This is a genomic window from Lichenihabitans psoromatis, assembly GCF_004323635.1.
Taxonomy (GTDB): domain Bacteria; phylum Pseudomonadota; class Alphaproteobacteria; order Rhizobiales; family Beijerinckiaceae; genus Lichenihabitans; species Lichenihabitans psoromatis.
In genome coordinates, this window is record NZ_CP036515.1 from 4248870 (window position 1) to 4274788 (window position 25919).

Here is a 25919-nt window from a genome sequence, read left to right on the forward strand (position 1 = left end):
GTGCTACCCCGGTGCTACCCCGAAACTTCGAGACCACGTCCGGCAAGTTCTAAATTGTTGAAATTGCTGGCGCACCCGACACGATTCGAACGTGTGACCTCTGCCTTCGGAGGGCAGCGCTCTATCCAGCTGAGCTACGGGTGCAGGCAAATCGAGCCGCCAGCCGTTCCTAACGCATTGCGTCTGCGGCCGCAATCCCAACCCGAACACTAGGTCTCGGGCCCCTGCCCGACCTCTTCAGCTTGATCGCCAAAATTCTTGACGGACGCGCCGCTCCGTTCCATGCCTGCGGCCCGTCGCACAAAGCGCGCTCAAAGCATTTCAAGGGCCAGAATGGATCCGAATACCGCCGAAGCAAAACACCTCCTGTCGTTCATCGAACGCATCGAGCGGCTCGAGGAGGACAAGAAGCAGGTCGCGGAAGATATCAAGGATGTCTATGCCGAAGCCAAAGGCACCGGATATGACGTGAAGATCATCCGCAAGGTCGTCGCGATCCGCAAGCAGGACAAGGACAAGCGGCGCGAAGAAGAAGAGATCCTCGAGCTTTATCTCGCGGCACTCGGCATGGCCGGCTAATCGACAATTCTATTGCATATCAACCGATCGCCGGCCGACAGCCGAGCGATCGGGAGCTGCGTAGCCGCTCTCAACGAGCGTCGTCAGTCGACGTTCGAATTGCCGCTCCGGCTGAGTCCGCCCTGCTTGCCGACTGACCCGGAGAACCGGTCGGTCGGCAGTTCGGATGCGCGCGGCTGAAACGCACTCGGACGCGCCGTCGGCACCGGCACCAAGGTTTCGCTGTCGCTTCGTGCTGCTGCGCGGAGGGCCGGGACAACCGAGCCGAGCGAAGACCGCGTCGCCGTTCGGACCGTCGTGTCCGGCCGGGTCAAGCTCCTGAAGTTCGATCGATCCAGATGGGTCGACACCATCGTCGGCGGCCGAGGCACGGGGATCGGCACAGACGGAGCGGCCACGCGGCCAGACGGACCGACGCGCCAGCCCTCTGACGACGGTTGCGCCGCATAACCAAGCACCGGCGATGTCTGGCGCTGAGATCCGTTCGGACCCTGCGTGATGACATCCGGCAGGCGCGCCACGCGAACATTGCCGATCAGCGACCCGATTGAATCCTGCCGAACCGGAAGGCCAGACCGGATCGCGTCATGCGGCACGAGACTGGCCCGATCGGTCGGACGGGTCGGCGGGAGCGGTGCGCCCGGTCCAAGCGAGGCGAGTTCGACAGGGCGACGCGGCGGAAGCGGCGCGGTCGGAGCCTGGGTCGGGTCGGACGCGCCGACAGGCTGCCCCGGCGAGGGAAGATCGGCCACTGCAGCCGGCTGCGGAGCGTCAAGCCCCTGGTGCTTGGCCCGCTCCTCCGCCATCATCGCATTCGCCAAGGTCTGCTGAGCGGCCGCCGGCGGCGGTGACATCTGTGCGGCAGGCGGAGCTTGCGCGACGGATGGCGCGGGCGCTGCCGGCTGGGGAGCGGGTTGCGACGGGAAGGCGACGCGGGGCGGCTGCGAGGCAAAGAAACTATGCGTGCCGCCATCGCGTGACGAATTGCCGTAATTCCCGACCTCGACAGACCCGGTCTGCGTGCGGTCGATGGAGGCGACCCGCTGGTTCTGCCGCGATGCGCGGATCCCGGCTTGCGCATTGTCGTCGTCTTCGTCGCTCCCGCCACCGCCGAACAGCCAGGCAAAGAAGCCCTTCGATTTCAGTTGGGTCGCGGTCGGATAATCCGCCCCGTCGCCACGCGCCTCGAGTTCGGCACGGGCTTCCTCGTAATGAGCGAGTGGCTGACCATTCGACGGAATATGGACCGTCTTCCCATCCGGGAACAGCCGGGCAAGCTGGTCATAACTCATACGCGGCCAATGACGCACGCCGCCGACATCGAGATGCACGAAGGGGGTGCCGGCCGTCGGATAGAACCCGACGCCGCCGCGCTGCAGGCGCATGCCGAGTTCCCGAATGCGCGACATCGGCACGTCCATATAGTGCTGATCCATGGCGCGGCCGAGAATATGTTGGGAATGTTCGGCCACGCTGCGCGAGCGGCGACGGAGCATCGCATTGGTCTGCGGAGACCGATACGCCGACATCACCTCGATCGGCTGCTGCGATCCCGATTCGCGATACACCTCCCAGATCGTATCGAACAGCCGGGGATCCATCTTGATGGTTTCGTTGTTGCGCCAATCGCGCAGAAACCAGTTCAGCTTGTCAAGCGTCGCCTGATCATACTGGCCGTTCACCATGAAGGTCGCAGTGATCGATTCATGCGAATGGGCATGGTAGAGCGAGATCGTCCTTGTATCACCGTTGGCGATGGCGGTCTGCGTCTCGCCGGGCGATAAGGCGACCAGCGCAGCCACCGCAAAGCCGACGACCCACCGCCAATGTGCCAGCGGCATGATCATCGCGCTCACATGCGTTTGTTTCAATGCAAAGACCCGCTGGTGGAACTGAACCGCCGCGCCGAACTCAGAAAACCGGGCCTGTCGGACCGGATCACGCTCGTCGCCATCGATAGGTTTCAAACACATCGGCCACAAAGTGCCCAATGTGCAACGTGCAAGATGGAACGCGAACTCTCACGAAAAAGCGTTAATGGATCCTAACCGCGATCCGCCGTCGCTTGCTCGAACACGCGCCACGCTTCCCCTTTAGCCCCAGTTCGCGGCGAAAAAAAGCGCAATTCTTTCTGACTCGCGAGAGCCGAACGGCGGGTCCAGGCCAGCGACCGTCTTCATCATCGCGCGTGACGTTGGGGCGTTAGCCCTGCAGACCGAGGGCGGCTTTGACCCGCCCGGTGTAGCCATACACGTCGTCACGGAGCTGGAAGCCGCTCTGCGGATCGACGAAAGCCGTGAAATACATCGTATAGATCGGTAGCGGTTTCGGCAGCATGATGGTGCGCTCCTTGCCGCCAATCAGCTTCTTGACGCGGGCCTCGCTCCAGCCGTTCTCTGGCCCGAGGACCGCTTCGGCGAAGCTGAACGGCTGCTCCACCCGCACGCATCCATGGCTCAACGCCCGCATGTCGCGGCCGAAAAAGCTGCGCGCATTGGTATCGTGCAGATAGACCGCGTGATCGTTGGGGAACATGAACTTGATCCGACCCAGCGCATTTCCGTCGCCGGGCGGCTGGCGCACGAAGGTCGTGCCATTGCGCTCGATCACCTCATAGCCGTGATTCTGGAAATACATCGGATCGGCCGCCAGCTTCGGCAGCATCTCCTTCTTGATGATCGACAGCGGCACGTTCCAGTAAGGGTTCACGATGATGAACCGCATCTGCTGAGCGAAGACCGGAGTCGGCTTCGTGGGTTGGCCGACGACCACACGCGTCTTGTGCGCCACGACTCCGTCATGCATTATCGCGGCCGTGAAATCAGGGATATTGACCTCGATATGGTCGGTACCGAGGTCTCGCGGCAGCCAGCGCCACTGCTCCATGTTGGCCAGGATGGTGCTTTCCAGGCGGGACGGATCGCCGCCCGACAGAGCCGCGACGGTCTGCGGCGTCAGAATTCCGGAGGCCCGCAAGCCATTGGTCCGCTGAAAATCGGCGACAGCCGCCGCGACTTTGGTGTCGTAAACAAGCGCCGGAAGCCCAGCCTCGTCGGACGCCACATCGAGCCCGAATCGAGCGCGGATCAGCGGGACGCGGGCGTCTCGCATGCCGGCCTTCAGGGTCGGCCCGGCCGGAATGCGGGCCTCCGCGCCGGGTTGGTAACGGCGTCGAAGTTCGGCCAGCTTCAGACGGAGCGCCACATAGCCGGGGTGTGCCGGGTTGAAGTCGCGAAGCATATCGCCTGCCGCCATGGCTCCCGGGACGGTGCCGAGCACGCGCGGCACGTCGGCGACATCGGGGCGAAGATCGATGATGCCGCCGAGCTTGGCGATATCGACCCTCGACCCACTGGCCTGCCGCGCATAGGCGATGGTCGCTTCCGACAGCGCGAGTTCGGCGCGAGCCAGGGCGTCGGTGTCGGCGTGACGTGGGACCGGAACCGCGTAGCGGCGCAAATCGAGCCCGTCCTCGGAGGCGTGATCGAGCCGATCCAGAACCGATCGCGCCGCATCGCTCAGATGACCGTCGACGACCCAAAGCGGGGCATTGTCGCGGGCCGCGTAGAAGGCCACGACCGCGTCGCGAATTTTATGTCGCTCGGCCATTTGCGCCGGTTTTTCGCCCGACGGCAGATCGGTCGCGAAAGCGGTCAAAGCGTGGGCAAGCGATGCTGCATCGAGACCGATCGGCGTCGGTGCATCGACCGAAACCGGAGCCGCCGTGATCGTGGTGGGCTGGTCGAGGGGTGGAGCAACTTCGGGTGTCGCTTGCGCTGCGGCAGCAGCAGATGCGGGGGATGGCTCGATCGCAATTGCAGAAAGCGCGGCAGGTGCCGCGGTATTCGGCAAAGCCGCCAGGGTCGCAGCCGGGTTGTCATCCGGTCCGTCGAGAGGAAGCGCCGGCGGCACGGCCCTGAGATCGGAGGTGCCGGGCGAGGTGCCGCGACCGGTCTGATCCGCGATCGACCCGGTCACCTCCGCCTGCAAGTCCCCTTGCTTGAGCACGACCTCGGCAGCCGGAACCACCGGCATGGCGATGACCGGATCGGGTGTCGCCAGCGCCGCATGCGTCGGCAAACCCGAAGCATCCGCGCTCGCCGCCGAGGCCCGCATGGGCGCGGCGGTGCCGAGCAGGACGACCAGAAGCTGGATCGACGTCGCCCGCAACAAATGCGTCCGCATGCTCACTCCATCAGGACAGGGCAGCATCACGCCAAAGCTTGTCGCGACGCCGCAGTCGGGCGCCGACGCATCGGTGACCCTTAGGTTGTTGAAGAGAGTTAGCGCCGTTAAATCAATGCCCGGTTAACCCATGGGCACCTGTGCATGGCGCATTCTCGGACAGGCGTTGCGGAACCGTCACAAGGCTTTTAGGCCGCAACGTCATCGCCCTCGTTCAGCCCGAAATCTTTCATCTTCCGATAGAGCGTGGAGCGTCCGATGCCGAGTTTTCGCGCCATTTCGGACATCTGTCCGCGGTAATGCGCAAGGGCAAAACGAATTAGATCCGCTTCCATATCCTCCATCCGCCGCACGTCGCCATTCTCGTCGAGCAGGCGCAGGACATTCGGATCCCGCATCTCGACCCGCACGATCTCACGTTCGACCGCGCCCGTCGAAGAAAGTGGTGCCGGCGCGGCCGGGACCCGGACGTCGAAACCATCCACCTGGGCGGCAATCTGTGGAAATTCGAGCACCGTCAGTTCGTGGCTGTCGGCCAGAACGATCGCCCGGAAAAACGCATTCTCGAGCTGGCGCACGTTGCCGGGCCAATCATATTTGCTCAGCAGCGCAAGCGCCTCGTGGCTGATGCTGCGGACAGGTTTGCCTTCCTCGGCTGCGAAACGAGCCATGAAACGACGCGCCAGATCCGGAATGTCGACCCGCCTCGCCCGCAGCGGCGGGATCGTGATCGGAAACACGTTGAGCCGATAGAACAGGTCCTCGCGGAAGCTGCCCTGCTTGACGAGCTCGATCAGATTTTTATTCGTGGCCGAGATCAGGCGGATATCGACCTTGACCGAGCGGCGGCCGCCGACCGGATCGACCTCCCCCTCTTGCAAGGCGCGCAGCAGCTTGACCTGGGTGTCGAGCGGCAACTCGCCGATTTCGTCGAGGAACAAGGTTCCGCCATTGGCTTCGACGAATTTGCCGGCATGCTTTTCAGTGGCACCCGTGAAGGCCCCCTTCTCATGCCCGAACAGGATCGACTCGACGAGATTCTCCGGTAAGGCACCGCAATTCACCGTGACGAAGGGTTTGCCCTTGCGGTCCGACGACCCCTGGATGGCGCGCGCCATCAATTCCTTGCCGACGCCCGACTCACCCTCGATCAAGACAGGGATGCTGGATTTGGCCGCGCGCTCACCGAGCCGGATCATGCGGGCCATGTCGTCGCTGCGGGTCGTGATTTCCTTGAAGGTGAGCGAGCCGCTGGCCCGGCGCGTCATGCGACGCACCTCGTCCTCCAACGCATCAAAGCGAAGCGCATTCTTGATCGACACCGAGAGGCGCTCCGCCCCGACCGGCTTCACGACAAAATCGAGCGCCCCTGCCCGCATCGCCGAAATCACCGTCTCGATCGAGCCATGCGCCGTCTGGGCGATGGCCGGGACCGTAATCTTCGCGTCCTTCATGCGGGCCAAGACCGTGAGGCCATCGACATCTGGCATGACGAGATCCAGGATGACAAGATCGATTGGTTTGCCATCGACCGCTGCCAATCGGGCCAAAGCGGCCTCGCCGCCATCGGTGACCTCGGCCTCGTAGCCGAACCGGCGCACCATGGCTTCGAGCAGACGCCGCTGCACGGGATCGTCGTCGACAATCAGGATGTTGGAGATCATGCGCCCTCGGTCGCCGCCATACGGCGAGTTGTTACCGAATGGTGGACCGACAGGGTAAATGCGACCTTAACGGCGGCCGTTCCGCGGCTCTAAGCGTGCTATTTTGAGGCAGTTTTTTGCTTGCAGCCGCGCTTAGTGCAACAGCCGCGGACAGGAAGAGGCGCCGGCGGTCTCGGCATGATCGAGGCCGAGCCGGAGATCGAGCGCCGCGAGGGCACGGCCCAGCGATCGGCTCGATGCCACCAACGCCCGACAATCGTCGTGCCCGAGCAGATCACGCGCGGTCGTCGCCTCGTTGTCGGACTGTCCCCGTTGCGAGGCTTGAACCAAAGCCAGGACGAGGGTTTCGTCACGGCAAGGGCATCGGCATCCCGTCGGTCGCCACCCGATGTCGCGACGCGCCGTTTCGAGGATGGTCCGGACGAAGCAGTGAAATTCGCCGTAAAGCGGGCGCGCGGCATCGACACCGAGGGTTCCGGCGAGCGCGTTCCAGGCGATCTCCCAGCAACTGATATCGCGCGTTGAATAACCCGCCATCCAGCATCGGTAATTGGTGAACAGCAGGCGTTCCGCATCGGCGGCCGCGGCCTGAGGATCGGCATCGAAAGCGGAGGTGATCACGCGGCAGTCTCCATCGAGATCCAGCGGGCGGGGACCGTCCGCACAAGCATAGGGCTGCAGTATTGTCGCGATGATGCTGGGTCAATGCTCCAGAGGCAAAACAGGATTTAGTATAATTCGAAGCTGAGGCGTGTCGGCCGCGCGAAACAACTTCGTAAAACGCAAACAGCCGGATCCAAGGATCCGGCTGTCGAGGTCGTCAGGCCCGCTTGAAAGCGGGGGGCAAGCAACGATCAGAAGCTGACGCGAAGTCCGCCCTGGCCGGCGTAGGTGTTGGAGATGCCTGAGAACTCGCCGTCGAAGTTGGCGAATAAGGCGACGCCGGGACGAAGGCCGTATTCGAAGCCGGCCTTGACCTGGGCCGCATCCTCGGCCGGACGGGCACCAGCCACCAGGAAGGTTGCGTTGGGCAAGGACAAGAAGGAGTGGACGAGGTTCCGGGTGGGCGAGAACTCGTGAACATAGGCCAGGGTCAGGTAGGGACGGAGAACCGTTCCGTTGCCCATCGCATAGATGCTGTCGAAGCGAGCACCCACGAAGACCGGCAGGCTTTCGGTCGTGCGGTCACGCACGTTCAAGCCCAGCGTGCCCACGCCGGCGTTGCTGGTTTCCGAAAAGCCATCCGACTGGAGGTTGGCATATTCGACCGCCACGAACGGCGTGATCCCGGTCGTGCCATAGTCGAACCGCTTGCCGACTTCGCCGCGCAGCCGCACTTCGAAGCTGTCATAGGAGCCGTTGAGGCGTTGCGCACCGAGGCCGCCGAAGCCGCCGGCGGTGCGGTGGGTGTCGTTCGAGAAGCCGCTGAGCACGGCACTCGATTGCAGGTAGAAGGAATTGGCAAAGCCGTAGGTCGAATAAAGACCGCCGTGCACGCCTGTGACGGTGCCGTTGGTGGCGCGGTTGGGAACATTGAAGTCCGCCTCGCTGCCGCCGACCGCCGCACCGATCAGCCAGTTCGGCTGAACCCGATAGTCGACGCCGACCTGTCCGCCGTAGAAGGTATCATTCTGCCGAGCGGTGCCGAGCCGAGCCGATGCGTCGATGTTGCTCGAGCCGCCGAAGCCACCGCCCCAGACGTGCCAGGGATTCACGGGCGGAAGGACTTGAGCCTTGATGGCCGGGAACGGCGACTTGGTGATCGGGGCATAGCCCTGAGCGCCGGTCGGCAACACGCCGTAAGGCGAAGCGCCAACAACCGCGTAGGTCTCGGTCCGGCGCGCGTTCTGCTCGTCCGAGATCGACGACGCGAAAGCCGCGCTGGACTGGAAGGCAGCACCCTGGGCCGCCGCGATGCCTTCGCCGCTGACGTTGTCGAGAGCCGCCTGGCCCTGTGCCGGCGAGACCTGGTAGTTCTGGTAGATGGCGTTGACGAGCGCGCCGGCCGTCGCATTCGTGGTGGTCTGCGCCGCGTTGCTGATGGCCGACCCGACGCGCGCCTGATTTTGGGTCGCGGCCTGGTTGCCGAAATTGACGTCCGTGCGGTTGAGCGTGATCGTCACCGCATTGGCGTTGTAGCTCGCGATGGTGTTCACGTTGGTGTTGGCCGAGCCGACCGTCGCGAATTGACCGGTCACACCGCCCGTCGCCGTCACGGCGCTGAACTGGGTGAAGGGGTTCGCGTTGCCGACCACCGCGAGACGCAGGTTGCCGTTGAGGGCCGCGTTGCCGTTGACCGCGACCGTGCTGGAGCCGGTCGGGGTCACGGTCGAAACGAGGTTCGAATTGGCCGCAAGCACGAGGTTGCCGTTCACCGTCGTGGTGCCGGCCGCCGTGGCCGAGCCAGCCCCGAAGGTGCCCCCGCCATTGGCCGTAACGTTGCCCGTGATGGTCGCGCCATTGCCGTACAGCGTCCCGCCGTTTCCGATCGTCACCGGCGTGGTCAGCCGATCAGCGGCCGCCATCGTCAAGGTGCCGTTGACGTTGCTGAAATAACCGGCCGCTGTGTAGAGGTCGATACGGGTCCAGTAGCTGAGCGACGTTCCGTAGAAGGCGGCGAGAGCGTTGGTTTCGGTATTGACCAGGATCTGATTGATCGTGCTGGTCTGCAACTGACCGTTGATACCGCCGTTCGGCGCGATCGTGGCTGCGGCTGTCGTGCTGCCGCCATAAATCGGCGCGAGCAGGATCGACGCATCGGGACCACCGGCCGGCGCCGCTTCCTGCGGGGCTTGGGCAAAGGTCAGGGTCGGCAGGCCGTAGGTCAGGCGCTGCTGATAGGTCGCCTGAGTGGTCGCCGACGGAACGTAGGGGTCGTTGGCCGTATTGGCCGCGCTCGTGGCGCAGGTGGCGACTGCGGCGCCGCATTGCGTGCTGAGATAGGAAGAGAGTTCAGTCTGCGCGCCGGTGAAAAGGGTCGGCAGGTTGATGGCGGTGCCGCTCGTGGTGGTGGCGTTGTTGATGTAGAGCGGGTTGGTGAAGGCTTGCGACAGGTCGTAGCTCGCGAGGGCGCGGCTGGCGATGATGTCGAGCGGGTAATGCACGCCGAGCACGATCCGGTCGTTGGCGTAATCGGCGGCGCGCGCCAGCGAGCTTTGATAGAGCGACGGGGTCAACATCGCGAGCAGGATGCTGTCTGTGTAGGCGTAGGTGGTGTGGCCGCTGGGGAACGATGGGTTGGTGGCGAGGCCATTGAGGGCCGTGGGATCGAAAGCATTGATCCGGGTCGGCGCGACCTGCACCGGCCGCGAGCTGCCATAGACGTCCTGGCCGGGCTGCTTGTTGGTCACGCCATAAGCGAGATCGAGAACGCTATTGGTGGTGTTCGGCAAACCGTTGAAGGTCGGCAGCGTGTAGCCCGCGGGCGCCACCGCTGCGACCGGAACGTAACCCGCCGGCGTGGTGCTCGGGTTGGTGGCCGCGCCGTTGGCGAAGTAATTTTTCGCGACGCCGAGGTCGGCACTGGTGAATGTGTAAGCCGAGTTCAACAGCTTGTAGGTGTTGGCCAGCGGCCCGGTCGTCGGCGTGCTGGCCCGGATCCCCGTCTGATAATTGGCGCCGAGCACATTGCCGTAGCCACCGACATTCTGGATCGGCGCGATGGTGCCGGGCTGGCCCGGGTTGCTCTGGATGGCCTGCAGCGGAAGTCCGCCCGCGAGGTTGTCGGCGACACCAAGCGTCACGGATTGGCCATTGGCGAGTGTGATGGTGCCTGCCGTCGGAAAGGCCGCGGAGATGCTGCCCGGAAGGGACTTGTCGCTGATCGCTTGCGCGCGGATCGCGGTGGAAGCGCTATTGTTGATCGACACCGTCGTGTTGAGATTCTGCTGCAGCGTGGCCTGACCCGTCGCGGTTGAATTCAGCGACAGAAATGGAGCCAGCAGATTGAGAAGATTGGCGTTGGACGGCGAGGTGTTGACGGCCTGAGCGAATGCTCCGCCACCACTCAACCCAACCGTCGCCACGGCCAAGGCCGCAGTCGACACGGTTAACATCAGACGCATTTTGGGAATCCTTCGACCCGCTTGAAGTGAGGCGACTTACAGCCCATTAGTCTGTGACGTTGCTGTCATATACCGATTGCTGACCAACTCAGATCTGCAATGTGGCGAGGATGCCACATTTTTGCCTTATGTGTGAAAATATCCCACGGTTTGCCGAAACCGATGGGGTCTCAGGCTGAGACAAAAACGTTTTGCCATGGAAGCAGCAGAAATCGTCGCTACATACGAGCCGATAAGCACCTGCCTTTGTGCAGTCTGAACCCGACGATCAGACCAATGGATAGAAAGATTCCATGACCTTCGCGCCAGCTTCAGGACCGTTGCGCCCCTTCCGTTCCCTCCAGGCACACCGGTCCGATCCCGTCGATCAGCGCGATCTCGGCCGCCTGCCGGAGTGGAACTTGTCCGACCTTTATGCGTCGATGGATGCCCCGGCCTACAAGGCCGATCTCGACCGGGCCGCGACCGAGGCTGCGGATTTTCAGCAGACCTACAAAGGCAAACTGCAGGATTTGGCTGAAGGAGCTGAGGCTTCGGCGCTCCTCGAGCAGGCTGTGAAACGCTTCGAGGCGCTGGATGACGTCCTCGGCCGCATCATGTCATTCGCGAGCCTCGTCTACGTTGGCGATACCGCCGACCCCGTGCGCACCAAATTTTACGGCGACGCGCAAGAGCGGGTCACGACGATCTCATCCGATCTCTTGTTCTTCACGCTCGAATTAAACCGTCTCGACGATGCGCTGATCGAGACCGCAGCGGTCACGGCGCCGCTGAGCCACTACCGGCCTTGGCTCGACGACATCCGCAAGGATCGGCCGTTCCAACTCGACGACAAGATCGAGCAACTGTTTCACGAGAAGTCGGTGACGGGTCGCGGCGCGTGGAACCGGCTCTTTGACGAGACGATCACCAGCCTGCGGTTCGATGTGGACGGCGAGAAAGTGACGCTCGAACCGGTTCTCAATCTTTTGCAGGACGAACGTGCCGAAAAGCGTGAGTCAGCCGCCAAGGCCTTGTCCAAAACGCTCGGCGAAAATTCGCGTACCTTCGCGCTCATCACCAACACGCTCGCCAAGGATCTTGAGATCTCGAATCGCTGGCGTGGTTTTGCGGACGTGGCCGACTCGCGCCACCTGGCCAACCGCGTCGAACGCGAGGTCGTCGATGCGCTCTCATCGGCGGTCGAAGACGCATACCCGCGCCTGTCGCATCGATATTACAGAATGAAGGCGCGCTGGTTCGGCAAGGACAAGCTCGACTCGTGGGACCGCAATGCGCCCCTTCCCCACATGCCGGCGATCACGCATCCCTGGACCGAGGCCCGCGCCATCGTGCTCGATGCCTATCGGCAATTCTCTCCGGAGCTGTCATCGATTGCCCAGCGCTTCTTCGACGACCGCTGGATCGACGCTGCCGTGCGGCCCGGCAAGGCTCCGGGTGCCTTCGCGCATCCCACTGTTCCATCCGCGCACCCCTATGTGCTGATGAACTATCAGGGCCGGCCACGCGACGTCATGACCCTGGCGCATGAGCTCGGCCACGGCGTGCACCAGGTCCTGGCCGCCCCGAACGGCGCCTTGATGGCACCGACGCCCCTCACCTTGGCCGAAACCGCCTCGGTGTTCGGCGAGATGCTGACGTTCAAATCGCTGCTCGCCAAGGCTCCGACCCAGGAGGCGCGGTTCGCCCTGTTGTCCATGAAGGTGGAGGACATGCTGAACACGGTGGTGCGGCAGATCGCGTTCTACCAATTCGAGCGTGCGCTGCATGAGGAGCGCCGCAACGGCGAATTGACGGCCGTCCGCATCGGCGAATTGTGGATGAAGGTCCAGGCCGCGAGCCTCGGCGAGGCGATCCGGCTTGGCCCAGGCTACGAGACGTTCTGGGCCTATGTTCCCCATTTCGTCCACTCGCCGTTTTACGTCTACGCCTATGCGTTCGGGGATTGCCTCGTGAACTCGCTTTACGGCGTCTATCAAAAGGCTCCCGACGGCTTTGCCGAGCGATATCTTGCGATGTTGTCGGCCGGCGGTACCAAACATCACAGCGAGTTGTTGGCGCCGTTCGGCCTCGATGCGCGCGATCCGGCGTTCTGGCAGATCGGACTTGGCGTCATCGAGGAGATGATTGCCGAACTCGAGGCTGGCTCACCGCCTCGCGCTTGACAGCGACCCCGCGACAAATGGCCGGACGCTTCAGCCCGGCCCTGCCCTCGACTTACGGGCACACGCCCCGCATGTCACCAGCGATGCGATCCTCCGACCGGCAAGGCTCATGAACGACACGGAACAAAACCGGCTTTCGGCCCGTGCGGCGCGCTACGCGCGGGTCGGCACCAACGTAGGCGGCGTTGCGGCACGGATCGCGGGGGCGCGGCTATTCGGGAAGAGCGGCGGCGATAGTGCGAATGCGACCGCCCTGACGGCAGCCCTGGGGAGCCTTAAAGGACCGATCATGAAGGTCGCGCAGCTGTTGGCGACCATCCCCGACGCTCTGCCGCCCGAATATGCGGATGCTCTGCAGCAATTGCAGAGCGACGCGCCGCCGATGGGCGCAGCTTTTGTCAAACGCCGGATGCAAGCCGAACTCGGCCCCGGCTGGGCCGAGCGTTTCGCGGCCTTCGATCTTCGCCCCGCCGCTGCCGCTTCGCTCGGCCAGGTTCACCGCGCCACCGGTCTCGATGGCAAGGTGCTGGCCTGCAAGCTGCAATATCCTGATATGCCCTCCGCCGTCGAAGCGGATCTCTCGCAATTGCAGGTTCTGTTTTCGATCCACCGCCGCATGAGCCCCGCGGTCGACCTCCGCGAAGCCCTGAAGGAGATTGCGGCACGGCTGCGCGAGGAGCTGGATTATCGGCAAGAGGCGAAACACGCCGCTCTTTATCGCCTGATGCTGGACGGCACGCCCGAAGTCAGTGTCCCTGACGTGGTCGATAGCCTGTCGACTGATCGCCTGCTCACCATGGGCTGGCTCAACGGCGAAAAGTTGCTCGATTATAAAGATGCTGATCTCGAGACGCGTAACCGGATCGGCGGCGCGATGTTCAAGGCGTGGTGGTTCCCGTTCAGCCACTACGGCGTCATCCACGGCGACCCCCATTTCGGCAATTATACGGTGCGCTCGCAGCCGAGCCAGGACGGTCCCGTCCCGGACGGCATCAACCTGCTGGACTATGGTTGCATTCGCGTGTTTCCGCCCCGCTTCGTAGGCGGCGTGGTGGATCTCTACCAAGGGCTGCTGCATGGTGAGCGCGCTCGTGTCGTCAATGCTTATGAGACCTGGGGCTTCAAGGGTCTCAGCAACCCGCTGATCGACGTGTTGAACATTTGGGCTAAATTCATCTACGGGCCCATTCTGGACGATCGCGTCCGCACCATCGCTGATGGGGTGCAGCCGGGTCATTACGGCCGCAAGGAAGCCTTTGCGGTCCACAAGGCCCTGAAGGAACTCGGTCCCATCACGGTGCCGCGAGAGTTTGTGTTCATGGATCGAGCTGCGGTCGGGCTCGGCGGCGTGTTCCTGCATCTGCGGGCTGAAATGAATTTCTACCGTCTGTTCAACGAGCAGATCGACGGTTTTACGTTGGACGCCATGGCGAAGCGGCAGTCGGCCGCTTTGGCGGCCGTCGGCATGGTAAGAGAAAAATAAGGCTAACGCGCCACGGTCGCATTAAGCTTGCGACAGAGCCGCACCGTGTGAGGTGGCTCTGTTGGCGACCGAGGTGCTGCGATTGCCGAGCCTGTTTCGACTGCTCTTCGTCCTCGCCCTTCTGGGGGCGCTCGTCTACGGGGGGATGATTGCGCTTGTGACGTTCGTTCAGGTCACGCCCCGACCGATCGAACAGGTCATCCCACCCGCGAAGTTGAAATGACGGCGGCTCCGACGCCCATCGGCGACGCGCGGTCGATCTCAGCATCAAGCCTCGTCGACCTCTTCCTCGACATGATGGCGGCCGAGCGGGGAGCCGCCCTCAACACGATCGAGGCATACCGGCGCGACCTGACGGACTATTGCGCGTTTCTCGCGACAGAGGGCATCGCCCCGATCGAGGCCGAAACACAAGCCGCGCGTGACTATCTGGCCGAGCTCGTCGGGCGAGGCTTGAAGGCGTCGTCTGCCGCGCGTCGTCTGTCCGCCGTCAAGCAATTCCATCGCTTTCTCTTCACCGAGGGACACCGACCTGGCGATCCGACCGTGGTGGTCAGCGCCCCGAAGCGCGGCCGCGCCTTGCCGACCGTGTTGAGTGTCGCCGACGTCGACCGGCTGCTGGCCGTGGCGCGCGAGGGGCTGGACGACGAGCAGCGGCCCTGGGGGGAACGATGGCGCGCAGCCCGGATGAACTGCCTTCTGGAACTGCTGTATGGCACGGGTCTTCGCGTCTCCGAACTCGTCGCCCTACCCCGCTCGGCTGCGCGGTTGGCTGAACAAAAGATCGATTGTTTTCTCGCCGTGCGCGGCAAAGGGGGGCGCGAGCGCCTGGTTCCTCTCTCCGGCCCAGCGAAAGCTGGCATTCTTCTCTACGCGAGCATCGGCGCCTCCAAGCCGAAAGGTGCGGCCCTGAACGCGTCGCCCTGGCTCTTCCCGGCCGACAGCGACAGCGGCTACCTGACCCGACAGGCCTTCGCGCGTGACCTCAAGGCCGTGGCGGCCGCTGCGGGGCTCAGGTCGGCCGAAATCAGCCCGCATGTGCTGCGCCACGCTTTCGCGAGCCACCTTCTGCACCATGGGGCCGACCTCCGGGTCGTGCAGGAATTGCTTGGCCATGCGGATATCTCGACGACGCAGATCTACACGCATGTGCTCGACGAACGGACGTCCGCGATGGTCCGCGACTTGCACCCTCTCGGGTCAGATGACCAATGATCCTCATGCGGTCGTGCCGCCGCCGGGCTTCGTCGACCTGACCGAAACCGACGGTATCGTCGTCGATCTCCGCTATGCCTCGACGAATAATTTCGTTGGCCGCGTCATCTACGACAGCTTCGACCGGCTGATGCTGCATGAGATCGCGGCCGCCAAGCTGATCTCGGCAATCGTCGCATTGCGTCAGATCCGCCCCGATCTTCGCCTACTAGTTTTTGATGGCTTTCGCCCGAACCGAGTCCAACGCCTGTTCTGGGCCGTGGTGCGGGGAACGGCGGAGCAGCAGTTCGTGGCGGACCCGGAGATCGGTTCGGTGCACAGCTTCGGCCTCGCGGTCGATCTTTCGCTGATCGATGCAACCGGGCAAGCGCTCGACATGGGGACGGATTTCGACGATTTCACAGAGCGGGCGGAGCCACGGCGTGAAGCCGACCTGCTGGCCCAAGGCGCGTTGTCGGAGCTTCAGGTGCGTAACCGCATGCTGCTCAGGACCGTGATGGAAGCCGCAGGCTTTCTTCATCTGCCGATCGAATGGTGGCATTTCGATGCGCTCCCGGCCGACCAGGTGCGGCGGCTCTTCAGCCTCATCGAGTAGCCAGCACGGTGTCCAATGTGCCTTAAGAAGCCGCAGAAGACGAGCCGGCTTGGACACGTCTTGCCCGTTGCCCCTTCAAAGGCGCAGCATGCGATCCAATATTGCTCAAGACAAGGAGCAGAGCATGGCCGTGAGTTGGGACGAATGGGAAGTGCCGACGCAGGGGCAACCCCGCGCTGAGGATTATGCGTTCGACCTCGATCGGACCCTGTCGGCGGTGGTGGCCGTGACGGCACGGGTGCCGACCGACGCCTTCACGGCCGAAACCCTCGGCACCGAACGATCCGGCAATGGCGTTCTGATCCGCGAGGACGGGATCGTTCTGACGATCGGCTACCTCATCACGGAAGCCGAGGAAGTCTGGCTCACCACCGTCGATGGGCGCGTGGTACCGGGCCATGTGATCGGCATCGATCAGAATACCGGCTTCGGCCTGGTTCAAGCGCTGGATGCTTTGAACGTCACGGCCCTGAAGCTTGGCGACTCGACCCGTGTGATGCCGGGCGAGCGCGTTTTGGTCGGCGGCGCCGGTGGGCGCACGAAATCGGTGACCGCCAAGGTTTTGGCTCGTCAGGAATTCGCCGGCTACTGGGAATATCTTCTCGAGGACGCGTTCTTCACGGCGCCCGCCCATCCGCATTGGGGCGGAACGGCGCTGATCGGGCCGAAGGGAGACCTGCTCGGCATTGGCTCGCTGCAACTGCAGCACCAGACGCCGAACGGCAAAATCGCCCCGATGAACATGATGGTGCCGATCGAATTTCTGGAGCCGATTTTGGAGCAGATCCTCGATCAGAGCGATCGCTCGCCCTCGCGGCCATGGCTCGGCGTCTTCGTGTCGGAAGATGACGACAAGGTGCTGGTCGTCGGCCTCGCCGGCAACGGCCCGGCCAAGCGGGCCGGTCTGCGTGAGGGTGACGGCATTCTCGCTGTCGATGGCAATGCGATCGACAGCCTGTCGGGCTTTTATCGCCGCCTTTGGGCGTTGGGCGATGCCGGCGTGGACGTCCCGCTCACGCTCGAGCGGGAGGGCGATGTGTTCGACGTGCGAATTTCGTCAGGGGATCGCCGACGTTTTCTCAAGATGCCCCGTCTGCACTGACAATTGCGTTCGAATGCCGCCGATTGCCGCAAATGAGGCGATCGGCGCTCATTTTACTCGACTGGAGCGCCATAGGGGCTAATAAGCAGTCCAATCAAGCCAGGGTGGAGAATGCGACGTGGCGACTGAGGCACGGTTCCGTGGGGTTTTTCCGGTCGTCCCGACCACGTTCGACGAAAAGGGCGGCCTCGATCTACCGAGCCAGCTCCGATGCATCGACTTCATGATCGATGCCGGCTCGGACGGGCTCTGTCTTCTGGCGAATTTCTCCGAACAATTCGTGCTCAGCGACGCCGAGCGCGAGCATCTGACGACCGCGATTTTGAACCATGTGGCTGGACGTGTGCCGGTCATCGTCACGACCTCGCATTTTAGCTCGGCCATTTGCGCCGATCGCAGCAAGCGCGCTGAGGATCAGGGCGCCGCGATGGTCATGATCATGCCGCCCTATCACGGTGCAACATTCCGGGTGCCGGAACCCGGCATCTTCGAGTTCTACAAGCGCGTCTCCGATGCGATCTCGATTCCGATCATGGTGCAGGATGCGCCAGCGAGCGGGACCGTCCTCTCGGCGGCGTTCCTGGCCCGGATGGCCAAGGAGATCACCAACCTCGCCTATTTCAAGATCGAGACGCCGTTCGCGGCCGCGAAACTTCGCGACATCATCGCGCTTGGCGGCGATGCGATCGAAGGCCCTTGGGACGGCGAGGAAGCCATCACGCTGATGGCCGATCTCGATGCTGGCGCGACAGGCAGCATGACCGGTGGCGCATTTCCGGACGGGATCGGCCCGATCGTCCACGCACATCTCGCCGGTAAGCGCGAAGAGGCGATGCAGGGCTACGAGCGCTGGCTGCCGCTGATCAATTATGAAAACCGCCAATGTGGCCTTCTTGCCGCCAAGGCGTTGATGAAAGAAGGCGGCGTCATCGCATGTGACGCGCCGCGTCATCCGCTCGCTCCGATGCACGCGCAGACACGCGCCGGATTGATCGAAGTCGCACGACGCCTCGACCCGATGGTTCTGCGCTGGGGTAAATAACGGCAAGCTGCCGCACCGACATCATCGAGCCTTTGTCGAAACCGTCGTCAGGGCTTGCCAGGCACCGACAACAGAAGGATGTCGTCATGAACGACGCGAGCTCACCATTGGACGCCACGATCACGGGCGATCTACTTATCGGCGGCGAAGCCGTTGCGGGGCGCGACAACGCTTTCAACGCCGTTGACCCGAAGACCGCCAAGCCTATCGACCCGCCCTTCAAGGGCGGCACCACCGATGATGTCGCCAAGGCGTGCAGCCTCGCGGCCGATGCGTTCGACGCCTATCGCGAAACCACGCTCGAACAGCGCGCGGCGTTTCTGGAAGCCATCGCGACCCGCATCCTTGGCCTCGGTGATGCCCTGATCGATCGTGCCTGCACCGAAAGCGGCTTGCCCCGACCGCGCATCGAAGGCGAACGCGGCCGCACCGTCGGCCAGTTGCGTCTCTTCGCAAGCGTCATCCGGGAGGGAAGCTGGCTCGGTGCCCGCATCGACCGTGCCCAGCCCGAACGCAAGCCCATGCCGCGCGCCGATATCCGCCTTCGCATGATCCCGCTCGGCCCCGTCGCCGTATTCGGCGCCAGCAACTTCCCGCTCGCCTTTTCGGTCGCTGGCGGCGACACCGCATCGGCTCTTGCGGCTGGTTGCCCAGTCGTCGTCAAGGCGCATCCGGCCCATCCCGGCACCTCGGAACTCGTCGGTCGGGCGATCCAGCAGGCCGTGAAGGATTGCGGATTGCCAGCCGGTGTCTTCGCCCTCGTCGGCGGCTCAGGCAATGCCATCGGCGGTGCGCTGGTGGCTAATCCGCACATCAAGGCGGTTGGCTTCACCGGATCGCGGCGCGGCGGTCTCGCGCTGGTCGCGATCGCGGCAGCCCGGCCCGAGCCGATCCCGGTTTATGCGGAAATGAGCAGCATCAACCCGCTGTTCCTCCTCCCGGCGGCCCTCAAGGCGCGCGGCGCGACGATCGGCCGGGACTTCATCGGTTCGCTCACGATGGGCGCTGGTCAGTTCTGCACGAACCCCGGCCTGGTGGTCGCGGTCGACGGCCCGGATCTCGAAGCCTTCATGGCGTCGGCCTCGGACACGATCCAGAATGCGGCGGCTCTCACGATGCTGACCGGAGGCATCCAGAGCGCCTATAAGAGCGGCGTCGAGCAACTCGAGGGTCACGAGAACGTCAAGACCGTGGCACGCGGCCAAGCCGAAGTCGGTCCGGTTGAAGCCCGCGCAGGCTTGTTCGTCACCGATCTGACGAGCTTCCTGTCCGATGAACGGCTGCGGGACGAGGTTTTTGGATCGTCGTCGCTGGTGGTTCGCTGCCCGGATGTTGCCTCCTTGCGGGTTGCGGCCGAGGCTTTGGAAGGTCAATTGACCGCGACATTGCAAATGGACGACGGCGATCACGAGGTCGCTCGCTCGCTCCTGCCCGTGTTGGAACGCAAGGCGGGGCGTATTCTGGTGAACGGCTTCCCGACCGGTGTCGAAGTCTGTCATGCGATGGTGCACGGCGGCCCCTACCCGGCCACCTCCGATCCGCGGAGCACGTCGGTCGGCAGTCTCGCGATCGAGCGCTTCCTGCGCCCGGTCTGCTATCAGGATCTTGCCGAAGCCTTGCTGCCAGTCTCGCTGCAGAACACGAATGCGCTGGCGATTCCGCGGCGGATCGAAGGCGTCATCGGCAAAGACTGACCAATGCGCCTGTCTGCCGGCTCGAGAAGAGCCGGCAGACAGGCGCCTGCTCTATCGTTCTGAGGTTGCGGCCACGGCCCGACGACGTGTCGTCCGAATATCCTCCAGCGTCACGGGGCGAAAATCCCAGACGTCAACGCCGACGTCATATTGTTTCGGGGCCTTGCGAAGCGCGCCGTGCGAATGGCCATGGAGATTGAGCGACCCGCGCCCCATGCCGTTCCATGTTCGAAACGCGTAGTGACACAGCACCAACATCGTGCCGTCGACCGTCACTTCGGCATAGTGTTGCTGCGACGCCCAGCCAGGGATCGCCAGCGTCGCAGGCCCATCGTTATTCCCGACGATCAGATGCTTCTCGCCGTTCAGCGCTCCGAAAATCTCGGCCACGCGGTCCGGTGTCGGCCCGAGAGCGAAATCGCCGAGGTGCCACACAAGATCGTCTGCCGAAACGGCGGCATTCCAACGATCGATCAATCCGGCATCATGCAGGTTGAGGTCGAGAAACGGGCGATGATCGAAGCGCAAAGCGCGCGGATCGCCGAAATGCGTATCGCTCGTAAAGAAAACCGTCATAAAGCGCTCATCGCGAGTTGAGGATCTGAGTTCGTCCCGTCATCCAGCACAAAATGGGCCGGGATGTCGGCGGCTCAAGACGATGTGTATCGGCGTCATCAACACGTTGAGCCGCATAAGTCGATGGCGTCGGTCGATGACAAACGCGTCGACGTCGAAGCTCGCATTGAACATGAGCCAGAAGGGCCCGTGCGATGAAGATCACGTTCTATGCCCATGCAAGCTTCCGGCTCGAAACACCAACGTTCGTGATCATCACGGACCCCTACACGCCGGGACGAGGCGGCTCGGGCTTCAAGCCGATCGACGAGCCGGCCGACCTCGTGTTGATGAGTTCGGCTACCGACCGCTTCCATTCCGACCCAAGCCACATTCTCGGTGATCCGACGGTCGTGAACGCAATGGACCTGCCGCGCGGCGGCGACACGGTACGAGGCGTCCACATCAAACCATTTCCGACGAGCGAAAGCTTGACCTTCGACTTCGGACGCGATCCCGACGCCAATGCCATGTCGCTCTTCAGTCTCGGCGGTCTTCGCGTGCTGCATATGGGGGATGTCGGCAACGCAATCGATGCGGCCGATCTGCGCGACCTTGCCGGGACCGTCGATATCATGCTGGCCCTCGTGGGTGCCCATGCGACGATCGGGCTCGACGACCTCGACGCCGCGATCGCGGCTATCGCCCCGAAGATCGTCATTCCGATGCATTACTGGAGCCCCGACGGCGTCCTGGCGATCGAGCCGGTCGAGACTTTTTTGAGCCGACATCCCGCTTCGACCGTCCAGCGGATCGAAGGCTCGTCGATCACGATCGAACCCGGGAGCCTGCCGGCGACCACGCAGATCGTGGTGCTCCGCGAGTCGCGTTAACCGATAACGCCACAGGCTCTTTCAGCCGTGTCGACGGTTTCCCATATCGTCGATCATGATGACAAACATGCTCTCCGTGCTCGACACGGATCCACAGGGCGGCCACCAACCCGCCGCTCCATCGTCGCTCAGCGAGACCGCTCTGTTCGACGCTTATTCGCAAGCGGTCGTCGATGTGGTCGATCGTGTCGGCCCGAGCGTCGTCCGCATCGATGTCAAGCGTGGCGATGGCAGCGCCGGGGGCTCCGGCTCCGGCGTGATCGTGTCGCCCGATGGCTTGATCCTCACCAACAGCCATGTGGTCCAAGGATCGCGCCGCGCGGACGTCACAACACTCGACGGCCGTGTTCTAACGGCACGCGTTCTCGGCGACGATCCGGATACGGATCTGGCTCTTCTTCGGGTCGAGGCCGACATCACGCTTCCGGCCGCCCGCCTCGGCGACTCCAAGGTCCTGCGACGCGGCCAGATGGCGATTGCGATCGGCAATCCGCTGGGCTTCGACGCGACCGTCACGGCCGGCGTCGTCTCGGCGCTCGGTCGGTCGCTGCGCGCGAAATCAGGCCGGCTGATCGAAGACGTGATCCAGACCGACGCGGCGCTGAACCCTGGCAATTCCGGTGGCCCACTGGTGTCTTCGGCGGGCGAGGTGATCGGCATCAACACCGCGATCATCGCAGGGGCGCAAGGCATCTGCTTCGCGGTGGCGGCCAATACGGCATCCTTCGTACTCGGCGAGATTGTCCGTCACGGGCGCGTGCGGCGCGGCCATATCGGGATCGCAGCCGGAACTAGCGCCCTGCCCCGGCGAACGGCGTTGCGGCTGGGCCTCGATCAGACACATGGGGCCGTGATCACGGCCGTCGAGCTAAAGTCTTCGGCCGACCATGCCGGTTTACTGACCGGCGATATGGTGGTGGCTTTGGACGGTCGAACCGTGACGGGCGCCGACGATCTCGTGCGGATGCTCGACGCGGGAACGATCGACCGAACGGTGCCGCTCGATGTGTTGCGTCGCGCGGAGCCGCGTCGGTTCTGGGTCAGTCCGCGCGAGCGGGCGTAACACTTCTGACGATCAGCTGCTCAATTTGGGACCGAGCGTGATCAGCGCGACGGCCACGATGGCGAGGATGATGCCGACGCTCTCGATCGTGCCAACCCGCTCGCCGAAAAACGCGATGGCGACGACGTTGACGGCCACCAGCTGGATGACGGCGGACAGGCTGAACGCCGTCGCCATCCCCAATTCTTTGATCAGGCGCAGCATCAGCAGATTGCCGACTGTGTAGAGCGCCATGGTGAGCACCACTTTGCCCGGCGTCGACTCGAGAGCCCAGGATTTGGCCGCACTCGCGGCGGCGATAAAGATGGCGGTCGCCGAGCCGAGTTGAAGCAGCGTGAACGCGTTCATACCAATGTCCGATCGCGTTTAATGCGGGTCCTCGAGACTGAACGACTGAGCCGATTCGTCATAGGCGAAGAGTTCGCCGTAGCGGCCCCAGTTGATCGCGGTGCGAAGAGTGCGCTCCGCATATTCCTCGGACATGTAATCTTCCAGTTCCTCGCGGAAGCGAGAGGCCGGCGCATTGTGAGAGGGGCGCTCGTCGAGCACGCGCTTGATCCGGGCCGAAAGCGGCACATAGGCCAGAAGGTGGTCGCCAAATAATTTCTTACGGACATCAACCTCGGCATCTGCAAAGCGTCGTCCCGCGGCCGTGAGCTTTATGTCGCCCTCTTCGAGTTCGGCGTAGCGCATCAATTGCAGCGTTTCGGCCACCGGAAAGAGATCGTCGATTTCCATCTGCAGCGAGTCGGCCAGATGCGGCAGATCCGCCTTGCCGTTATAGGGGGCGGCCGCGACCTCTTCGAGCAGACCCGCGAGCGAGTTGGTCGAGACTTCCGGCAGGACGAGACCGATGCCGGACCCCGGAAACAAGCCATCACGCCCCGGCTGCTTCGAGGTCGAGCGCCGCGTCATCAGCGCGTAGATGTTGTCGACCAATTGCCGGAATTCGGGATCGAGACGGTCGCGTGGATGCGGCAGCGTGACCCGGATCTCCGATGCGATCCGCCCCGGATGCGACGACAGCACCAAGATGCGGTCGCACATCAACACCGCTTCCTCGATGTTATGCGTCACCATCAGGATGGTCTTGATCGGCATACGGCCTTCGGTCCAGAGCTCGACGAGGTCGCTGCGGAGCGTTTCGGCCGTCAGCACGTCGAGCGCCGAAAAGGGCTCGTCCATCAAGAGAATGTTGGGATGCGTGACAAGCGCGCGAGCGAACCCGACGCGCTGACGCATGCCGCCCGACAATTCCTTCGGGTAAGCCGATTCGAAACCGTCGAGCCCGATCAGATCGATGGCCGCGAGCGCCCGCTGACGGGCCTCCTCGGCCGGAACGCGAAGCGCCTTGAGGCCGAGTTCCACATTGGCCAAGACGGACAGCCAGGGGAACAAGGCGAAGCTCTGGAACACCATGGCGATGCCGTCGGCCGGTCCCTTCAGCACCGCGCCCTGATAGACGACTTCGCCTTGGGACGGGGTGATGAGACCGGAGACGATCCGCAGCAAGGTCGATTTCCCGCAGCCGGAGCGGCCGAGCAGGCCGACAATCTCGCCCGAGGCCAGCGATGTCGAGACACCTTCGAGAACGGGCGGCCCGTCATCGTTCTGGCTCGACCCCTTATAACGTTGGGTGACGTTGCGAACCTCGAGCAGCGGCGCGGCGGCGTTATCCAGCATGAGGCATCCTCCAAAACACGGGTGTGGCGAACAGCACCGACAAGACCATCGGCGCGGGTCTCATGACAGACGAAGCCGGCGTTCCGCAAAGCCGAACAGCGGCCGCCAGAACAGACGATTGAACAAGATGACACAGATCGACATGACCGCGACCCCGAGCACGATCTTGGGGAAGTCTCCGGCTTCGGTCGCCTGCGCGATATACGAGCCGATCCCATGCGCCGCCACTTTGTCATTCCCCCACTTCACATATTCGGCCACGATCGCGGCGTTCCACGATCCGCCCGACGCCGTGAGCGCCCCCGTTACGTAATAGGGGAAAATGCCCGGCAGGATGACGCTGCGCCACCAGGTCCAGCCGCCGATCTTGAAGTTGCGGGCAACCTCGCGAAGATCGTTCGGATAGGCCGATGCTCCGGCGATGACGTTGAAGACAATGTACCATTGCGTTCCGAAGATGATCAGAAAGCTCAGCCAGATATCGGGGTTGAGATGGAACGCCAGGATGCCGATAACGGCGATCGGGAACACCACATTGGCCGGAAAGGCTGCGAGGAATTGCGCCAGCGGCTGCACCATTTCGGCGATTCGGGGGCGTAGCCCGATCCAGACGCCGACCGGCACCCAGAACAGGGTCGCGAGCAGCAACAGCAACACCACCCGAAGCATCGTGAAGAGCGTCAGGACAATCGTCTGGCCGAGGTCACCCCACGAGAGCGTGGCGGAAACGAAATGGACCGTCTCCCAAATCGCATAGATCGCGAGCGCGCCAACGAGGCAGAACCAGACCACGTCGATCGCGCGGGACGTCCCCTTGGCTTCGACCCGCTTGGAGCGGAACACCGGCAAGGTCAGCCGTAAGCTGGTGAACCAATCGAAAGCCTTTCCGGCCGGAACCATCGCGGAGCGCAACCAGGAGGTGCGAAGCAACAGGTTGAGGACCCAGGAAGAGGACGTCTCCTCCGATGCCGAGAGCTCGACCCGGAACTTCTGCGCCCAGGTCACGATCGGACGAAAGATGACCTGATCGTAAAGCAGGATGACGACCAGCACCGCGACGACGGCGGCCAGGACGGCATCGATCCGCTTCTGATCGATCGCGACCGCGAGATAGGACCCGATGCCCGGAAGCTTGATGGTGGTGTCGCCGACCGTGATAGCCTCAGCCGCAACGACGAAGAACCAGCCACCCGACATCGACATCATCATGTTCCAGATGAGGGCCGGGATCGCAAAAGGCGTCTCCAACTGCCAGAATTTCTGCCACCCCGACAGCCGAAACCCGGTCGCGACCTCGTCGAGGTCGGGCGGGACCGTCCGAAGCGATTGGTAGAACGAGAAGGCCATATTCCAGGCTTGGCTGGTGAAGATCGCGAAGATCGCGGCACATTCGGCGCCGAGGACGCTGCCCGGGAACAGGTTGAGGAAGAACGTGACCGTGAAGGAAAGGAATCCGAGGATCGGGACCGATTGCAGCACGTCGAGCAGCGGGACAAGCACCATCTCGGCGCGACGGCTCTTCGCCGCAATAGTCGCGTAGGTGATCGTGAACAGCAGCGAGGCCGCAAGGGCCGCAAACATCCGCAAGGTCGTCCGCAGCGCGTAATAGGGCAGATAGGCATAGTCGAGGGTGATCGGCGTCGTGTTCGGAGCCGGAAGCGGCACCACCATGCCGCGACCGGCATGCACGATCAGCACGAATGCGCCGAGGATCAGCGACAGAGCGACGACGTCCCACTGGTTCGGCATGGCCCGACGGCCGAGCGACGTAAAAGGCACGAATCTAGTTGCCATCGGGGCTCTGTTTCGTGGGAGTGTTCGAAGAGGCGGCGAGCTGTGCCCTATCGCATCCGCGACACGAAGAACACTGCGATGACGAGCACATCAGCCATTGCACAACGCCTGTTGCAAAAACTCTTGCCTGCGCGTGTGGCGGA

Annotated in this window: 20 protein-coding genes and 1 tRNA gene; 11 read left to right on the top strand and 10 right to left on the bottom strand. The window is 63.4% G+C overall.

What is annotated here, in order from left to right; genetic code table 11:
• Nucleotides 1-67: 67 nt before the first annotated feature.
• Nucleotides 68-144, bottom strand: a tRNA-Arg gene (locus tag EY713_RS19905).
• A gap of 189 nt (nucleotides 145-333) precedes the next feature.
• Here EY713_RS19905 and EY713_RS19910 point away from each other — a divergent pair.
• Nucleotides 334-579 carry a DUF2312 domain-containing protein gene (locus tag EY713_RS19910; protein ID WP_131118482.1) on the top strand — a complete coding sequence of 82 codons (246 nt, stop codon included), beginning with the start codon at nucleotides 334-336 and terminating at the stop codon, nucleotides 577-579.
• Between the two features lie 83 nt (nucleotides 580-662).
• Here the strand turns inward: EY713_RS19910 and EY713_RS19915 are convergent, their stop codons facing one another.
• From EY713_RS19915 to EY713_RS19935, 5 genes are all read right to left on the bottom strand, one after another.
• On the bottom strand, nucleotides 663-2546 hold the full coding sequence (locus tag EY713_RS19915) for a peptidoglycan L,D-endopeptidase MepK (protein ID WP_245572806.1): 1884 nt from the start codon (nucleotides 2544-2546) through the stop codon (nucleotides 663-665).
• A gap of 235 nt (nucleotides 2547-2781) precedes the next feature.
• The gene (locus tag EY713_RS19920; RefSeq protein ID WP_245572807.1) at nucleotides 2782-4764 is read right to left on the bottom strand and encodes a L,D-transpeptidase family protein; all 1983 of its coding nucleotides are present in this window, start codon (nucleotides 4762-4764) and stop codon (nucleotides 2782-2784) included.
• A gap of 188 nt (nucleotides 4765-4952) precedes the next feature.
• A complete protein-coding gene (locus tag EY713_RS19925) occupies nucleotides 4953-6428 on the bottom strand; it encodes a sigma-54-dependent transcriptional regulator (RefSeq protein ID WP_131118484.1) in 1476 nt (491 codons plus the stop codon).
• A 132-nt stretch (nucleotides 6429-6560) separates the two neighbouring features.
• Nucleotides 6561-7049: a hypothetical protein gene (locus EY713_RS19930; protein WP_131118486.1), complete on the bottom strand. Its 489-nt coding sequence runs from the start codon at nucleotides 7047-7049 to the stop codon at nucleotides 6561-6563.
• Nucleotides 7050-7282: 233 nt separating this feature from the next.
• On the bottom strand, nucleotides 7283-10492 hold the full coding sequence (locus EY713_RS19935; RefSeq protein WP_131118488.1) for an autotransporter family protein: 3210 nt from the start codon (nucleotides 10490-10492) through the stop codon (nucleotides 7283-7285).
• 293 nt (nucleotides 10493-10785) lie between these two features.
• Here EY713_RS19935 and EY713_RS19940 point away from each other — a divergent pair, with 293 nt between their 5' ends.
• The 8 genes from EY713_RS19940 to EY713_RS19975 all read left to right on the top strand — a co-directional run bounded on the left by EY713_RS19940 (nucleotide 10786) and on the right by EY713_RS19975 (nucleotide 19788).
• Nucleotides 10786-12657: a M3 family oligoendopeptidase gene (locus EY713_RS19940; RefSeq protein ID WP_131118490.1), complete on the top strand. Its 1872-nt coding sequence runs from the start codon at nucleotides 10786-10788 to the stop codon at nucleotides 12655-12657.
• 109 nt (nucleotides 12658-12766) lie between these two features.
• Entirely contained in the window at nucleotides 12767-14140 is a 1374-nt protein-coding gene (locus EY713_RS19945; protein ID WP_131118492.1) for an ABC1 kinase family protein, read from the top strand.
• 61 nt (nucleotides 14141-14201) lie between these two features.
• The gene (locus EY713_RS19950; protein ID WP_413771115.1) at nucleotides 14202-14363 is read left to right on the top strand and encodes a histidine kinase; all 162 of its coding nucleotides are present in this window, start codon (nucleotides 14202-14204) and stop codon (nucleotides 14361-14363) included.
• Nucleotides 14360-15355, top strand: coding sequence for a site-specific tyrosine recombinase XerD (locus tag EY713_RS19955; protein ID WP_131118494.1), 996 nt, complete (start codon nucleotides 14360-14362; stop codon nucleotides 15353-15355). The genes EY713_RS19950 and EY713_RS19955 overlap by 4 nt, the downstream gene beginning before the upstream one ends.
• Nucleotides 15345-15950, top strand: coding sequence for a M15 family metallopeptidase (locus EY713_RS19960; protein WP_165491205.1), 606 nt, complete (start codon nucleotides 15345-15347; stop codon nucleotides 15948-15950). The genes EY713_RS19955 and EY713_RS19960 overlap by 11 nt, the downstream gene beginning before the upstream one ends.
• Before the next feature lie 88 nt (nucleotides 15951-16038).
• Nucleotides 16039-17052, top strand: a complete 1014-nt coding sequence (locus tag EY713_RS19965) for a S1C family serine protease (protein WP_245572808.1) — start codon at nucleotides 16039-16041, stop codon at nucleotides 17050-17052.
• A gap of 118 nt (nucleotides 17053-17170) precedes the next feature.
• Nucleotides 17171-18094: a dihydrodipicolinate synthase family protein gene (locus tag EY713_RS19970; RefSeq protein ID WP_131118498.1), complete on the top strand. Its 924-nt coding sequence runs from the start codon at nucleotides 17171-17173 to the stop codon at nucleotides 18092-18094.
• Nucleotides 18095-18180: 86 nt separating this feature from the next.
• Nucleotides 18181-19788, top strand: coding sequence for an aldehyde dehydrogenase (NADP(+)) (locus EY713_RS19975; RefSeq protein WP_131118500.1), 1608 nt, complete (start codon nucleotides 18181-18183; stop codon nucleotides 19786-19788).
• Between the two features lie 51 nt (nucleotides 19789-19839).
• Here the strand turns inward: EY713_RS19975 and EY713_RS19980 are convergent, their stop codons facing one another.
• Complete coding sequence (locus EY713_RS19980) at nucleotides 19840-20364, bottom strand: metallophosphoesterase family protein (protein ID WP_131118502.1); 525 nt, start codon at nucleotides 20362-20364, stop codon at nucleotides 19840-19842.
• Nucleotides 20365-20558: 194 nt separating this feature from the next.
• Here EY713_RS19980 and EY713_RS19985 point away from each other — a divergent pair, with 194 nt between their 5' ends.
• Nucleotides 20559-21236, top strand: a complete 678-nt coding sequence (locus EY713_RS19985) for an MBL fold metallo-hydrolase (RefSeq protein WP_131118504.1) — start codon at nucleotides 20559-20561, stop codon at nucleotides 21234-21236.
• 55 nt (nucleotides 21237-21291) lie between these two features.
• Nucleotides 21292-22299: a S1C family serine protease gene (locus EY713_RS19990; protein ID WP_425374325.1), complete on the top strand. Its 1008-nt coding sequence runs from the start codon at nucleotides 21292-21294 to the stop codon at nucleotides 22297-22299.
• Nucleotides 22300-22311: 12 nt separating this feature from the next.
• On the opposite strand, the gene EY713_RS19995 is transcribed toward EY713_RS19990, so the two are convergent.
• The 3 genes from EY713_RS19995 to EY713_RS20005 are packed head-to-tail and all read right to left on the bottom strand — an operon-like array spanning nucleotide 22312 to nucleotide 25776.
• Complete coding sequence (locus tag EY713_RS19995) at nucleotides 22312-22647, bottom strand: hypothetical protein (protein ID WP_131118508.1); 336 nt, start codon at nucleotides 22645-22647, stop codon at nucleotides 22312-22314.
• Nucleotides 22648-22665: 18 nt separating this feature from the next.
• Nucleotides 22666-23982, bottom strand: coding sequence for an ABC transporter ATP-binding protein (locus EY713_RS20000; protein WP_131118510.1), 1317 nt, complete (start codon nucleotides 23980-23982; stop codon nucleotides 22666-22668).
• A gap of 60 nt (nucleotides 23983-24042) precedes the next feature.
• Complete coding sequence (locus tag EY713_RS20005) at nucleotides 24043-25776, bottom strand: ABC transporter permease (protein ID WP_131118512.1); 1734 nt, start codon at nucleotides 25774-25776, stop codon at nucleotides 24043-24045.
• Between the last annotated feature and the right edge of the window lie 143 nt (nucleotides 25777-25919).